13 protein-coding genes are annotated in these 15790 nt (G+C 42.6%); 2 read left to right on the top strand and 11 right to left on the bottom strand.

Annotated elements, in window-relative coordinates; genetic code table 11:
- Nucleotides 1–187: 187 nt before the first annotated feature.
- From JI665_RS23320 to JI665_RS23280, 9 genes are all read right to left on the bottom strand, one after another.
- The gene (locus tag JI665_RS23320; protein WP_206844756.1) at nucleotides 188–1072 is read right to left on the bottom strand and encodes a sensor domain-containing protein; all 885 of its coding nucleotides are present in this window, start codon (nucleotides 1070–1072) and stop codon (nucleotides 188–190) included.
- Between the two features lie 288 nt (nucleotides 1073–1360).
- Entirely contained in the window at nucleotides 1361–1876 is a 516-nt protein-coding gene (locus tag JI665_RS23315) for a DinB family protein (protein WP_206844751.1), read from the bottom strand.
- A 115-nt stretch (nucleotides 1877–1991) separates the two neighbouring features.
- Nucleotides 1992–2414 (bottom strand): FosM family fosfomycin resistance protein, encoded by a 423-nt coding sequence (gene fosM, locus JI665_RS23310; protein ID WP_206844750.1) that lies wholly within the window; start codon nucleotides 2412–2414, stop codon nucleotides 1992–1994.
- 112 nt (nucleotides 2415–2526) lie between these two features.
- On the bottom strand, nucleotides 2527–3204 hold the full coding sequence (locus tag JI665_RS23305; protein ID WP_206844749.1) for a GNAT family N-acetyltransferase: 678 nt from the start codon (nucleotides 3202–3204) through the stop codon (nucleotides 2527–2529).
- A gap of 134 nt (nucleotides 3205–3338) precedes the next feature.
- Nucleotides 3339–4124, bottom strand: a complete 786-nt coding sequence (locus JI665_RS23300) for an aminoglycoside adenylyltransferase domain-containing protein (protein WP_244671300.1) — start codon at nucleotides 4122–4124, stop codon at nucleotides 3339–3341.
- 363 nt (nucleotides 4125–4487) lie between these two features.
- Entirely contained in the window at nucleotides 4488–6062 is a 1575-nt protein-coding gene (locus tag JI665_RS23295; protein WP_206844747.1) for a SagB family peptide dehydrogenase, read from the bottom strand.
- Nucleotides 6063–6085: 23 nt separating this feature from the next.
- The gene (locus JI665_RS23290) at nucleotides 6086–8029 is read right to left on the bottom strand and encodes a TOMM precursor leader peptide-binding protein (protein ID WP_206844746.1); all 1944 of its coding nucleotides are present in this window, start codon (nucleotides 8027–8029) and stop codon (nucleotides 6086–6088) included.
- Entirely contained in the window at nucleotides 8026–9981 is a 1956-nt protein-coding gene (locus tag JI665_RS23285) for a putative thiazole-containing bacteriocin maturation protein (protein ID WP_206844745.1), read from the bottom strand. The genes JI665_RS23290 and JI665_RS23285 overlap by 4 nt, the downstream gene beginning before the upstream one ends.
- Nucleotides 9982–10140: 159 nt before the next feature.
- Nucleotides 10141–10368 carry a heterocycloanthracin/sonorensin family bacteriocin gene (locus JI665_RS23280; RefSeq protein WP_244671307.1) on the bottom strand — a complete coding sequence of 76 codons (228 nt, stop codon included), beginning with the start codon at nucleotides 10366–10368 and terminating at the stop codon, nucleotides 10141–10143.
- 67 nt (nucleotides 10369–10435) lie between these two features.
- Here JI665_RS23280 and JI665_RS23275 point away from each other — a divergent pair, with 67 nt between their 5' ends.
- Together JI665_RS23275 and JI665_RS23270 are read left to right on the top strand one after the other, a co-directional pair.
- Nucleotides 10436–10630, top strand: coding sequence for a hypothetical protein (locus JI665_RS23275; RefSeq protein WP_206844743.1), 195 nt, complete (start codon nucleotides 10436–10438; stop codon nucleotides 10628–10630).
- A 93-nt stretch (nucleotides 10631–10723) separates the two neighbouring features.
- A complete protein-coding gene (locus JI665_RS23270; protein ID WP_206844742.1) occupies nucleotides 10724–12145 on the top strand; it encodes a Na+/H+ antiporter NhaC family protein in 1422 nt (473 codons plus the stop codon).
- A 110-nt stretch (nucleotides 12146–12255) separates the two neighbouring features.
- Here JI665_RS23270 and JI665_RS23265 read toward each other — a convergent pair whose 3' ends face one another.
- Together JI665_RS23265 and JI665_RS23260 are read right to left on the bottom strand one after the other, a co-directional pair.
- Nucleotides 12256–13821: an HAL/PAL/TAL family ammonia-lyase gene (locus JI665_RS23265; RefSeq protein ID WP_206844740.1), complete on the bottom strand. Its 1566-nt coding sequence runs from the start codon at nucleotides 13819–13821 to the stop codon at nucleotides 12256–12258.
- A gap of 26 nt (nucleotides 13822–13847) precedes the next feature.
- The gene (locus JI665_RS23260; RefSeq protein ID WP_206844737.1) at nucleotides 13848–15428 is read right to left on the bottom strand and encodes a BCCT family transporter; all 1581 of its coding nucleotides are present in this window, start codon (nucleotides 15426–15428) and stop codon (nucleotides 13848–13850) included.
- Nucleotides 15429–15790 lie beyond the last annotated feature (362 nt).

Here is a 15790-nt window from a genome sequence, read left to right as displayed (position 1 = left end):
CCAACGAAAAAAGCAGGTTCTATTCGCAGGAATTTTTTATTTTTCATTTATTTATATCAAATACCTAGTTCGTAACTCCATCCAGCATTTGACTTAAACTTAAACTAAACTGCACCGTTAATTGAATTCAACAAAAAAGCATTAATCCTTCATGGATCAACGCTCATAATAATGTCATATCTTAGCTTTATCTGTTCTGTGAAACTTGATAATTATTCTTTCCGTTCAGTTTTGCTTGATACATAGCTCCATCAGCATATTTCAGCAAATTCCTGACATCCATATTGAAATCATCGCAAAAGGCAATTCCGATACTGGGAGTAATTGAGATAACAATATTCTGCACCGACATTTTATTAGATAGAGTATCGATGATCTGTTGGGCAACATGTTTTGCATCGTCGATTGTAGTTTCCGGAAGTAGAATTGTGAATTCATCACCTGCAAGCCTCGCCACAGTATCCTTATTTTCTGTACAAGCCGTAAGCCTACTGGCGACTTCTTTTAACAATATGTCTCCTAAGTCATGACCAAAGTTATCATTTATTTGCTTAAACCCATCTAAATCAAGATACATTACTGCGACTAGCCCTTTATTGTAATCAGCTGATTCAATTGCATGATTAAGCCGTTCTTCAAATAATCTCCGATTTGGCAATTGTGTAAGAAAGTCATAATGAGCCATTTGTTTCAATAATCTCTCTGAGGTCTTACGATCGGTTATATCTTGTATTTGAGAAATAAGGAATAATGGCTTGTTTCCTTCCCGCACAATGGATACAGATAATAACACCCAGACGATCTTCCCGCTTTTGTGGACATACCTTTTTTCCATCTCAAAAGAGTCTCTTTTTCCTTCAACTAATTCTTGTGTGTAAGATAAATCTGTATATAAGTCCTTGGGATAAGTTAAGGTTTGAAAGTTCGTGGTAAGAAGCTCATCCTCTGTATAACCAGTAATGTTAGTTAAAGCATGATTCACCTTAATCCATTTTCCCTCTAATGAGACTAAGGCCATCCCAATCGGAGCAAAAAAAAAGGCCTGATTAAATAAATCTATATTTTTAAACATATTTATATCCTTTTTATGTAAAGTTGAAATACATTCTCAATTTTTTCATTTTATCTCATACTAAACTTGCAAGCAATAAAATTCAACTAGCTTAACAGACTGAAAAGGAGTAAAAGAGAAGAGAGCTGCAAAAACAGCACAGAGAATTACACACCATTTTATACAAAACTGCCCATTCAGCACAATAAGAAAAGCCGCCTAAGATGGCAGCAGGATAAAAAATCAGTTATTAGAGTCTTTGTTTAATAGTGAATTAATTAATATCTAGATGCAGTATATCTCTAAAACTTAATCAAATAAAGATTGTCTTGGTTCAGCCATTCCAAATTGTGCCCATTCTTCCTTTGAAGGACCGTAGATCCCTGGAACTCTAAGCCCTGCCTGTCTCATTAGAATAGTCATTTGTCCCCGGTGATGAGTTTGGTGTTGGTTTAGAAATAATAAAAGACTTCCCTTTGTCATTTTAATACCAAAGAAATCAATTTGTTCCAACAGGATCTGATCAGTCCATTGAGTTTTCAAAGCCTCAACAAACACATGTGAAGATTTAATATAGCTTTCAGCAATGAAATTAGCAGAAGATGGAACAGACCAGTCTTCACTAGGAGCGTCAAATCTTAAACCTGCCTGTGAACTAATCACTTTGATAGATGTGACAGTATGCCACGCAATACGTCCTAAAGGCCATTGATTTGGAGTGACTTCTTGCTTTAATGATTCATCCGTAAGATTTTTAAGAATCCTGCTTGTAGCTCCAGCCTCAAATTCCCAGGATGTATAAAAATCGCTTAAGCTATGATACATCTTCAAACACCTCTCAAATATATTCTTATTTTAAAATTCTCCCTTTTAATAAGATTACCTCCTCCTTTTTTCTCTAAGGATTAATCCCAGAAATTTGGAATTCCAACAAAAATCATTAATTGTAAAACTCCATATGTGTTTTTTCCTTTTTATAATAATCTAGTCTGTCTTGTAAAGTACCTGTATGAAATTCAAACTTATGCCCATCTGGATCAGTAAAATAAATAGACTTTTTATCTCTTTCGTCTCTTGGACGACCTGACAGGATGTTTACCTTCAATTCTTTTAGCTTACGGTACATATTATCAAAATCCGCTTCTTCTATTGAGAAAGCTATATGTGTATATGATTGGCAAATTTCAGTACGGGGAATATCCTTTTCTTCATTTAGGGCAAGCCATATACCATTTATATCAAAATAGGCAGTACTTCTTCCCTTAACTAACAACTTTGCTCCAAACACATTTTTATAAAACTCAATAGAAGCTTCTAAATTGGAAACTGAAAATAAAAAATGATTAATGCCTTTTATTGTCACCAAATCACCCCAAACTAAGTTTGTTTATATAGTCATAATACAATAGTCATATTGAAGTATTCTGCCCCGTTTAATCAATAGTGACTTTAACAAAAAAGCAGTCCTGTGTTACTCAACTTATATGAATGTCTGTTCCATAATGGGCTAATTGTAGTTTCTTTGCCACAGATTGAGATGCTAAGTTGTCCTTAGAAGTACTATATAGCGCAATTCTTCCTAGTATTTGTACTTCTGCAGCCCAGGCCTTTGCAACATCTGCACCGTATGCTCTTCCACGGTAGTCTTCATGTGTAAATACACTTGCTTCGTCGGCTTTTGAAGTCTGCCTTGCACTACAGCAAATTGAAACTGGTATATTGTCTTCAATTATTACAAAACAGGGTTGCTTGTAATCAAAATCTTCATATGTATATGGAAAATGAGGCTTTAAAATTTCTTTGTTTTCATGTGTTACTTTAATTGCTCTTGAATAAGTTCTGTCCCTTACATCAGGGAATACATACGCCGGCCCAATCCATACAGTATTTAAAAGATGGTCAATGCTTAATGCCTTTATAATTTTTTCTAGATGATCATCAGAGTTAGCTCGTATAACTTGCTCTAACTTCTCTGCAATACTCTTATCCAGAGAGTTTGAATACCTTACAATACTCCCCATTCTAGTGGCACCAACGAAAATTTTTGGCGCTGCACTGTAAGGTGGTTCATTCACAACTGTCACTCGATTTGCACTATCATGTCTAAATAACACATTCACATGATGCTCCATCAATTCTAAATCAGTTATCATACTATTCCTCCGCCATCATCTTTCTATCTTATATTCAAGATAACAGAGTCATTTCCTGCCGGTTAATTTAATCCTGCCTCTATAGCACAAAAAATCCTTCTCAGCTCGAATCTGTTCTTGAACATAAACACCAGTTAGCTCAATAAGATGTCTTGCTTTATTTCTTTAAGCATGAATTCAATGAATTCATAAAAAATTTGGGAAACAAGCCCACTACTAACTGCTCTTCCGTTATATTCATTTAGACAATGTTCAACCAACTGCTGGTATTTATGAGGCAGATTAGTTAATCCCCATTCCCCGCCTTCTCGCTTTGAAGATATCTTACCTTCTTTAATAAAAAAAAGAACTCGGCAGAGATTTAAGGTTAGGTACATAGGAGTCAGGTACGCAGGTGGATTGCTTATAATCTCCTCTGCAGCTCCCTCCACGTCATGCAGAATGGAGGCAAGGTAATATTGACTATCGATCGGTTCATAAAGTTCACTTAATGGTTTTCCATACAGTGTTATTCCTCTCTCATAGGCAACAACGATTTGTGAAGCTAAATCTTCATCTTCAAATCCCCCGCAAAGATAATTCTCATTTGTGCAATATTTCTCCCTGTGATAATCGGAGTAATGAAACTCAAAAGGAGTTGGATAAACAAACTTTTTTAGGTAAGTTTCTAAGATAATAGTAAACTCTATTCCGCGCTCATTAGACATTTCATCATGTAAGGATAAAGCTATTTTTGCGATCCTGGAATTATTTACTGGTGTTAGCTTTTCTTTTACGACGACTAAGAAATCGATATCACTTTTATCGGGGTTAAAACACCCCATTGCCAGAGATCCATGTAAATAAATCCCTAACAAATTATCCCTAAGTTCTTCTTTAAAAAGATTAGTTATTTTGTCTAAGAAAAGCTTAGTATCCAAATCGACCCACTCCCCATATTCTTCCATCAGCACTCTAAGTATAGATCAACTGAAAACTTGGTCAAGGTAAAACTTAAATATAATTAAATCAACTTATGCTGCCCTTTAGATGAATAATAAAAAAGAGCCGGAGCCTATTGGATCTTCAATCTTGCACCCTATAATTTAAGTACAATGTTTACAAGCTTAATTAGGTATAAAAAAAGGCTGTCGGAACAGCCTTCCCTTGTCAAATCTTTATTAACGGTTTTAATAATAGATTTAACCATATTTTTTTACAGTTTGATTGAATTTTCCAATCCTCATTATGGATGGCCGCTAATCAAGGCAATTCTTTTACTGCGGGCAGAATCATCTTCTAATCTAGCTAATCAAATTTCCCCTCAGCCACGGACGGGCCCGGTAGAAGCCAATCGGGATTTGGATCAGACTGGTTTTTCCCTGTGTATCCATTCTGTATATATCATCACACAATTTCACATCAAACCCGAGTAGCGGATGTCCGCACATCCCAAGAGCTGTCGCTGCTAAAAGCAGCCGCTGCACGAGCATGCCCGCTTCCATTTGCTGGATGCGATAGCCTCTGTACCCAAGTGTAGTTCTATAGAAATCTTTATCCCCTGCCACATGAAAGCAGAGCGGGACTTGGTACAGATTCACATTGCCAGCAGGCATCCCGTATTGAAGCGCAAGCCGATGGTCTCCGGGATTAAGCTCCCTTAGTGAATGAGCATCGCTGTCGTAATAATAAGCCCCATCCGGAATCCCTTCGACATTATTCAAACACACATATAGAGTTACACGTGACGCGCGCTTTTCTAGAGCCATATCTAAATCGTTTCTATACAAATAGGATTCTGTCGCCTCCTGAAGCAATGCAGCAAGCTGCTCCTGGCTTACCTTGCCTGAAACGAAATCCATGTCCGGTGAAAAGCGCTCCCGGCAGACTGCCGCCAAATCATACGATATCCTTTTTACAGGGGGAAGAGTCAAATGCCGGCCTTCATAATTGCTTTCTTGGGTGATGATTTGACGAAACGATTTAGCTGATTCCTGCATGGATGCTTTATTGATGCTGGTTAATATCGGAAATTCTTTCACTTTGATGGATCTGACGCAGTAATTATTATCAATCGATGTTACTTCCTGGCACAAATCAGAGGCAGTGGCCATTTCGTCCCTGCTGCTTCTGTTCGCAAACCAGCTGGTCGGTTCAACTGACAGCGGGATAACGGCATATACGCTCTCCTCCTGATCAGACAGTCCAAGGAGATGGTTAAGAGCACGATCAAGAAATTGAAAGTAAACTCCCGCTGCAAAACCAAACCTCTTTGTAACCTCCAATAACTGTCCAATCACTACACCTGCATCCAAGCCCTGCAGACGATAAGCAAAGTTATTGTATTTAAAGTAATTTTTCCAGAACATGGTCGTCACAAACACAGTCCCAAAACAAGATGACACATCACAGCGATTGCCAAGAGCATGGGCAATATAGGAATCGAAATTACCCTTGCGCAGCAGCACCAGGCGGTGGTGCAGCACATCATAGTGGTAGATCCCCTCCGGCAAATCATCCAATTTCAGAAACATGTATAATTCGTTAGGATACAGCGCTCCGCCAGAAGGTACAGACCGCCGAAGCGACTGCATAAACCCATCCGCCTCTTCATTGGAACCCATTGGAGAGACAGATTGGCTAAACTGATTAAGGCCGAATGTATACCAAAGAAAATGACCGATTCTCCTAAGGTCAGGATTTGCCGGTGCCTCGCATTCTTCAAGAGAAAGGGGAACCTCCAGCGACAGGGGAACAACTGGCAAGCCCCGGTAAAGCTTATAGGCAAGCGGTGCATCGTCCCAATCCACTTCCCAATCCGGCGGGCTTATCTGGTCAATATCAAAATGCAAATTGTGCAGAAATGTATCTGGATTCATCCTATTTACCTCCCGGTCAGGGCTTATGGAAATGGGTGGGGATGTGGATTAAGCTGTTCAAGTGTAAGCGGCTCTTTTACATATCCGAGATTCATTGGAACCTTTAACACCCTTTCCAGCCCTGTTACACGTGTCAGGTGGTGTCCAAATGTCATGGGCAGCATACCGGGAATCAGAACCTTGACACAATGCAACCCACTCCGTTTTATTTCCGGTGTCGTCTGATCCACCACTATTGCATCCAGATTTTGCCGGTGCAATGCCTGAAGAAGGTCCTGCAGATCATCTGTCAGATCTGCATGTCTCCTATCCCGCTTGAACTCCTCTGAAAACGTTCGGAGCGGACGATTTTCATCCAGCAAAAACTTTAGGCGCTCCTCTGCTTCCGGTAAACCGTAAAGCATCCCATGGTCATCCATTTTGCCGACGAGGGAAGAATTTTGCAGCATTTGCTGTAAATCCGTCTTGTTCTCGTCAAACTTATCGTCCAGTGTCCCCATCATTCCAGCTAACTCATGAACCGCGCTTTTTACCGCCCGTACCGGGTCGGGATGGGCTCCGGCCGCGCAAATGATATTCAAGCCTTTTTTCTTCCTGTTTTTCGCCATCGCCCAAATACTCGGAATTCCATGCTCCATTGTCGCGTTATACAGATGCAGATCATATCCCGCCACTGTTCTCACCCGATCAATCATCAGATGCAATTCCTGGTCATTGGAGGAATAAGGATCAAGACGCGGAAGGGCCAGCTGCCCGTACCAGGCCATCAGGAATGAATCACGCTCCACCACTTCTAAAATACCGTAGAAGATCGCTTCTTCCAGGCTGCCGCCCAGTGCGCATCCGTTGGATGTTTCATAGACAAATCCATTCCCGCACCCTAGGCTGTAATAAGCAAGCAGCTCAGGAACCAAAATCGGGCGCTCCTGCAAAAACGAATAACCCCATACCCAATTCATCGGAATATCAGGATCAAATTTTTTAAATGGAAAGTGCTGCCGTGCATACTGTTCATCTGCATGCACACCTGCTTTTAAAGGATTAAGAGCCTGATCTTCCAGGTTACGGAAACTGTCATAGACTGCTGTCCTCTTTCCACGGGGCGATATGCCGCAGGAACGTTCAAGCCCCTCCAAAATGGCTGTCAGCTCGCTCACTTTATAGGAATGAGTGCGGCCAGCCACACCTTCGTCCCCTCTAAACATCGGAAGGTTTACGACTACATCCGCAAAAGGCGGTGTGAAATCATACATTTTGCCATTTAATAAACCTGTCCTCGGATCCAGGTAATTTCTGACGAGCGTTTGATCTAAATCTTCCAATGAGCGGCAGCGGTAACTGTCTGCGCTTATTTTCGGACTTGGCTTGATGGTAATTCTTGCAGCTGCCCGTGAATCTTCAGGCAGGGAGCTGCACACTTGGCACAATGAATCCGGCAGAATGAGGTGGCAAGAGGTTTTAAATGTTTTCAGGCTGACCAAATACATTCGCCTTTCCAGGTCCGCCAAGCTGTCCTCCAGGACCCTTTGCACCTCTGCCGCAAGCAGGTAGGACATCTGTAAAAGTCCCGAGCGCGATGACCATGCGTCACGCTTTAATCCGCTGCTCTCTTCGAATCTTTGCTGCAATTCCCACATCTCTTCCCGGTCACGCCCTGCCAGAAGTTTTCGAGTGTCCGCACACTGTGAGCATCCCGGCTCGGACGGGTGAACGAATGGGCCAATCACACCCTCTCCAAATGATACAAAACCTCTCAGCCAGGGAATACCTGATGATCGTGACACTTCTTCCGCCTTTTTATGAGCTGAAGGCATCCAGGTATCGTTCACCACCAGAATCAAATCAGTCCCATCCGGCAGTTCAGGCTCGAAATTCACATGATGAACTACCTTATATTCGGCGGGCAGTTCTTTGCATATGCTGTCCGCCAGCAGTCCTTCTCCCACGACTACCACGATAGCGCTCACTGAGATTCCTCCTCTCGTATGAACACCCCATAAACCCCTGCCAGACTCTCTTTCAAGAATGGTTCGAACGAAAATTCACAGACAAAGAGCCGCTTGCTGTTCTCTTCCAGCACCTGTCTGGCATACAGCAAGATCTGGGATTGTTCCTTCTCATCACAAGGAGGAATGACTAGACATTGAGGCTCATTTTCTTCCAGAAGCACAGATGATGCCTCCACTGCAGTTCCCTTATGTCTGCCCATTTGGTTTTGCACCTGTATAATCGCATGCTGCAGCGCTTTCCTCAAAGCTAATGTCATATTAAAGCCAACACTGCCAAACCAGCGATCGTTCGTACCTACCCAGACCACAGGGAAGCCGGACACTTCCTCACCCAGGCAGATTTTCGGTGTTCCCTGCAGCGTTGTCAATGCATCCAAATAGAACCTGCAGCGTTCATCATCTACTGCACTCAATCGCAGCGGAGCAACTGTTTTCTGAATCGCTTGACGCTTAGCCAGTTCCTTTTCCAAACACCTATCCAGCCCGCGTAAAACACCCTCTGCAAATGTTTCCCCTGCTCCAATTCCAGCTGGATCAGAAAAATCTACAATATTTTCCTTTATTTCAATATTTGGAGGCAGGTCAAGCCGGCCGGCCATCCGCGACACATACGCTTCAATCCCGGTCAAACCCGCTTCCCGGCGTGCCTCCGTATGGCTCAATTCGGTGCAGACAATGTTCGGCAGCAGATCCGCCGGTCCCTTTGACAACGGATCGACTGCCTGAACCTCGCATTGCGCTAAAGGAAGCTGCTTTAAATCCCCTTCCTCCCATGTATGAAAAATCCCAGATTCTTTGGAAGTCAATTGGCTGAAAAAAAGAAACAAGCTGTCAGGATTATTTCTTCCGGAACTCTGACCGATCCTCTGATCAACATCTTGAATCCATTCCACAGCTGCATTTCCGGTCAGGATCGGATGAGGCAGGCAGGAATGCCAATTTCCTTCAAGCGTCTCCAGATTCAGCAGGAAAAACTGATTTCTCTGTTCAGCACTGATTAATCCGGTAACCTCTTTAAACAGTTCAAACACGATCAAATTAGCCAGCATGGCTTGTGCCGTGGAGGAGCTGGTGTGCAATTGCTTGTCTTCGCAAAACGCGGATTGATGTACGCGATGCCAGGCAGACTCCCAGCACCCATCTGATTCCGGATGTACGATGGGACCTGCCATACCTGCCTGTTTGTGGATAATAGCAGGAATAAATATCTTCTTCTCTATCCTGCAAGCGGCATTTATAACCTGCAGCTCCTCTACATTCCCTGCTTCTGACACATATAAAATGGAATCATACGGCTGAATCAATTCTGCCCAGGTATGATCTTCCTCACTCTCGCGGGCTGCCTCCTCTGCAGTAACTTCGGGGTCTGTTTGCCGGGCATGTGCGACAACCTCCTTCAGCCGCTTTGTATTAGTCGATTCAGGGTCAGTTATGAACATATGAACCTTAGGCAATCCCGACTCAATCAGCGAAGAAACCAGCGAAACGAAAAATGGCCCGGATCCTGCTGCCAGCACTTTTGCCTTCCGGTAGGCCTGGAAGCGAAATGCACCCGAATCACCAAAGCTTTCCAGCAATTCAATCTGGGAAGAATACTTTTTAAGAACATGCTCTTCCAATTGATGAGGATGGTCCCCGCTTACGTCCCGTACAAAGCCGTTACGGTACAGCACTTCTGCAATTTCAAACACCCGATTCCTATGCGGGCCTGGCAAGCCGGCTGTCAATTCCCCCAGCGAATACTCGCCATTAAACATTGGCATCAGCTTTTGCACCCACTGATCGATCATGCTGCCTTCCATGCGGAAGGAGCTTGCATTATTCCGAAAATACACACCTTTGGCTGGATCAGGGATAAAAAACGTGTCCCTTTTTACCTTCAGCCGCACAGAAGGGGTCAAATTTTTCATTTCGCTCCTCCTTACCCGTAAACTATGCCTATTTATGAAACATACCTTCTCCATCATTCTATGTATTGGGATTTGTCTCATATGTCTGAGACTCAGATGAAAAGCCCCTCCATACTGAGGGGCTTCCCTTTTCTTATAAAACTGAAAATACCAAACAGGCTAGCGTCCGCCGCAACGGCCACCGCAGCGCCCGCCACAGCGGCCTCCGCATCTAAAACAGTTAGAGCACCGGAAACAATTAAAGCAGTTAAAGCAGCTGAAGCAGAAAAAGAAAAAACAGCTAAAGCAGCCGCCAAACCCGCCGCATTGCCGAGCCTGATCCATATAGTATTGGTTCTGATCCCACGGAACGGCCTCGTTCGCATGGAAATCACCAACATTCAGCATTTGAAGTTCGTTTTGGAAATCATTCATGATCATACCTCCGAATTTTTTAATATAATGTGCCAGCAACATGAAGGGGCATAATGAAGAACATCAGAAATCAATCATGATCCTGTCTGTTCTTCGGATACTCTCTTCATCAAAATATGTGTCAGGATGGGGGATTGTTACTGAATCAAACACCCATATTCAGCGGGTTTCATTTATTAAAGCAAAAAAGGATGTACCTGCTAATAGCTGGCAGTACCCTTCACCACAGGAGTAGACGTATCATGAATAGCGGTCAAATTTCAGGAATTTACCCCTCTTCCCTGGCAATACTAATTTAGTAACGGCATTTTCATTGGAGGGCATAAACTTGAATAACACCTGGCTATCGCTCATACCATTTCTAATCGTAATCGGAATGTCCATCTGGCTGAAGAACATCCTGCCGGGTTTGGTAGTGGGCATACTTGTTGGCTCCATTATAGTTTCGGCAGACTTGCTTGCGGGGACGGAACAGTCGGTGGCTTATATTGTAACGACCCTATCCGATGAAACGAATATCAAGATAGTCGGATTTTTATATCTGTTCGGCGGGCTTGTCGGGATGATGAATATTGCGGGTGGCATTAAGGGGTTTTCCGAATGGGCCGGGAGGCGGATCCGGTCAGAACGCGGTCTTCTTTTGTTCATCTGGATCACCCTCCCCTTCACCTTCATGATGCCGATGTTTCGAATTATGATGATTGGGCCTATTATAAAATCCTTAATCAAAAAGATGAACCTGTCCAAGCAAAAAGTGGGCATGACTTTGGATATTTCAACCGAATCAGTCATCGTGCTGCTTCCGGTTGCAACGGCATTTGTAGGCTTCATGGTGTCCCTGGTTGAAGGCGGCATCAGCGGGCTGAACCTGGATATGTCGGCATATGAGATTTTTTTATTAAGTATTTTGTTTAACTTTTACGCGATCATTATGCTGCTGATTGGTATTTTTCAGACATTCTGGCCGCGAAGAAAAAAGCAAGGGCAGGAGCAAGCCCATACAGATCTGGAAGAAGAAGAGCATGAATTCCACCGGATGGGAATTAAGAAGGAATTATCGCTTGTCAAAGCCCAGCCATGGCATTTGATTTTCCCGGTCTTTTTATTGCTTGCCTTTTCTTTGTTCCTGTTATGGCAGGATGGCATGGCACAGGGCGCAAATACAATATTTGAGGCTTTTTCCATGGCAGATGCTACATTTGTGATGCTGCTGGCTGTTTTTATTACCCTCGTTTTAACCTTTGTTTTCTACATAATTAGACGGGAGAAGATGAACGAAATTCTTTATCATTTTTATGACGGAGGCAATCAGATGATGGAGGCGATCAGCCTGCTCATTCTGATTTGGGCGCTGACACTGGCGGCGGAGGATCTTGGGTTCTCCGACTTTATCGGGCATTCACTTGGAAGCTTTCTGCCAGCCTTCCTGACTCCAGCAGCCATCTTCGTGCTCGGATCAGTGGTCGGCTACTTTATTGGAAGCTCGTGGGGAACCTGGGGATTATTCATGCCGCTTGGAATTACCCTGGCGGTTTCGACTGGCGCCTCCATTCCGCTTACTGTTGGAGCCGTATTTGCAAGCGGGGCATTCGGAGCGTTAACCTCACCGCTTGGAGATACGACCATTACCACTGCTTCGATTCTCGATATGGATTTAGTTGATTATGCCCGGTACAAATTGAAGGTTTCAGCGATTGGCGGCGTGATTGCAGCCGGGCTATTCATTGCTGGCGGGTTGTTCGTCCAATAGTATATCTAATATATCAAAAGGCTCCTGCTGTTATAGCAGGAGCCTTTCTAGCCATGGGAAAGCAACTGTATTTAGTCCATCTATTATTCATTAAATGCAAATTAGTTTTTTCATAAATTCCCATTTATAAATTCTTTATTAAAAATCTTCCCTAGCTTATCCTCCACACATTGAATCATTTCACCCGAATGTATCAAATCTCTAATTCCTTCGAGAAAAGGATATAAATATTGGTCTTCTTCCATTTTAGGGATAAAGCAAGCAAGCTTGTCCAAAACAGCTTGGCTTGCAGATCCTGGTGAAGGATAATTGTCAGTTAACTGGTGAGCAGTGTAAATAGATAACAACTCGATTGCTAACACATATTCCAGTTTTGAGGCAACCTCTCGTGCCTTTTTTGCTGCATTGTAGCCCATCGCAACATAATCTTCTTGATCAGCGCATGTAGGAATGCTGTCTGCTGTTGCAGGATGGGAAAGTATTTTCATATCATTTAAAAGACCAGCTTGGCTATATTGCGGAATCATTAGACCAGAATTTAACCCTGCATTTTTAATTAGAAAATTGGGTAACTCGGAATGCTTTTCATTAATGAGTCTGCTATTACGCCTTTCTGACATCTTGGCAAGGGCAGCTGCCGCGATACAGGCAGAATCCAGTTCAATGCCAACATAGGAAGAATCACAATTGCAGCCTGAGATTGTACCCCCTTCTTCACTATCTGGCCATAAAATTGGATTGTCACTGCATCCATTCATCTCTATTTCAATTGTTGTATGTGCATCATTAAGGGTTTTTTTTGCCGCTCCGTGCAGCTGTGGAATAGCCCTTAGGGATAAGGGGTCCTGTAAACGGTAATTTTCAAAAGCTTTAGCCATATGTGAGTCTGAAAGTATCTTACGTATGTTGGAAGCTGTTTCTTGCTGTTCTTTGTGCGGTCGTACAGAAATCAGCCGTTCATCAAAAGCTCGGACTGTTCCTTTTAAAACTTCAAGAGACATGGCTCCAATTATATCAGCGGTCTCCGCTGCCTTTAACATATCGTACAATGCCAGTGCTCCCATGCCAGTTGGACTGGTTGTACCGCTCGTAAGTGCCAGCCCTTCTTTTGCTGAAAGGTTTATTGGTTCAATCCCAGCCAGGTGCAGCGCTTTTTTCGCCGACATCAGCTCCCCGCCAAAATAAGCCTGTCCTTCCCCTATTAAAACAAGGGCGATATGAGCCTCTGGACTTAAATATCCCACCGATCCTTCTTTTGGAGAAAATGGAGTCAAGTTTAAATTTAAGAATTGTCGGTACATCTCCAAAGTTTCAAGACGAACACCAGAATAACCCTGGCCAAGATTTTGCAGAACCATTAGCATTATCGCTCTTACGACTTCTTTTGGAAGTGGTTCACCAACAGAGGCTGCGTGAGATAATAAAATGTTTCTCTGCAGCTGTGCAGTTTCTTCAGGAGAGATTATTTGAGTATAGAGTGCTCCAAAACCGGTATTAACACCATACATGATTTCCCCCTGCTCGATCTGCTTTTCTAACAGACGCCGAGATTTATCCACCTTCACCTGATAAACTGCAGAAAATTCAACATCAGCCTTAAACCGGGCGACCGCTACAACCTCTCCCAGGGTCAGTCTATTGCCTAAGACAACCTTTCTTATATCTTTAGCATGCATTCTCCATCCCCCCATTTCTATACGATCTATCTTTCAACTTTATCAATAAAAAACATCTTTATCGCGGACGCGACTTGAAGTACAAATATAAAGAGGACTGTTGAACCTCCAAGGGCTGCTAAATATTTTACTCCGTCAACCCCTTGTGCTCCACCAGCATATGCCACCATGATAAATGCTATCGCAGCAATCGAAAGTGCCCAAAGAAGCTTTTTCCACTTAGCAGGTTCCTCGTCATGACGTATATTCTCGGTACATAACGATGCAATGGTCCGAACCATGGAATCGGCAGCAGTTGCAAAAGAAAGAATTAGGGTTATCATGATAACAGGAATTAATATACTGCCTAGAGGCAAATTAGCTAAGAAAGCCCACAGTCCAGCAACTGCTCCGCTTTCTGTTATTGTCCCAACCAGATCCACCACGTCATTTTGCTGCCAGAATAATGCCGTTCCTCCCCAGATTCCAAACCAGATGATGCTAAATACAGAGGGTAAAATCCAATTGATCAGCATGAACTCTCGAATGGTTCTTCCATGCGAGATAATAGCCAGAAAAATTCCCATTAATGGTGCATATGCTATCCAGATGGCCCAGTCATACAAAGTCCACCACATGACAAGCGCTTCCCCGCCCATGTCTATAGGATCCAGTCCCCAAGACCAGAAATTCTGAAGCCAATATCCCATCCCTGCAGTAGAAGTGCGCAGTATATATAGAGTGGGACCAACAATTATGATAGTAATTAAGATAACATAAAAGATTTTTGCATTTACATCAGATAAGATACGAATCCCTTTATCTAAACCTTTCAAAGCAGAAAGTGTAAATGTACCAGTTATTAGGAAGGTTAATACCAGCCAAACAACAGGTCCCTGCTGAATTCCATAAGTTGTCTCAATTCCTGAGCCAACAAGAGCCAACCCTGCACCAAGTGAAGATGCTAGACCTAATGCAATGGCTAGTACCGACAAAGTATCAATGATGCTCGTCCAAATACCCTTTGTCACCTTGTCTCCGAATAAGGGAATTAACGTGGCTGTAACCGAGAGAGATTTTTTACGATTAAAGTACATGTACGCTACAACGAGGCCACTTAAGGAATACATGGCATAAGGTATAAAGCTCCAATTATAGAAGCTTCGCCCCATTGCAAAAATTGCTGCTTCTGTGGTTCCTGGGGTGATTCCGGTTTGCTCCATTTCTCCATAAATATTCCCAAAATAGATAATGGGTTCATTGACCCCATATGTGATAACACCTGTTGCAATCCCCCCTGTTAATGCCATCGCAAACCAAACAGGGAATGAAAACTTTGGCTTTGCATCATCTCCCCCCAGCCGCACTTTCCCAAGCTTTGTGAACGTGACCAGTGCAACAATGACCAAAGCTACTATAGAAATAATTTGATAAAGCCAGCCTAATCCTCGTAATGAACCTAAAAAACCATTCATTGAAATGTCAGTCAGCATTTTGTTGTTTACGATCCCCAGAATAGCCCCTCCGCCTACAATCAGGAACGCTGGCCAGAAAACACCTTTCCGTGTTTTCCTTTCTGTCTCAACCATTATCTCTGGACTGCTTGGCTTACCCGTTTCTAAAGACATGACAATTCCCCCTTTTACAAATTAAATACAAATAAAAATACATTAAAGGGTTCGGCCCCGTTTTACAATCCTGAAGTAAGTAAGATTTGATTTTCTCTTAACAGCCCTGCCGAATTTACCTAATTTACCGTGCTCCCTGCGCAACTGTTCTTTTAAAAAAGCTTCATACCTAGTAAGATAATTACACTGTGTTACTAAAACGGTGTACTCACCAACTTCCTGCTAATTTACTGAAAATTATAAATTATACAACGTTTGATAAAAATGCACCTTCGTTTTGAACATCAATACATTTATTTGATATTTAATTGTGTCTATCATGGAAATCTATAATTATTTTAGTTTTCTATATTTTTTTTAGA

The sequence above is a fragment of the Bacillus sp. NTK034 genome (assembly GCF_017303275.1).
GTDB lineage: Bacteria > Bacillota > Bacilli > Bacillales > Cytobacillaceae > Cytobacillus.
Note: the sequence above shows the minus strand (reverse complement) of the source record. Positions and strands in the feature narration are given on the sequence as shown.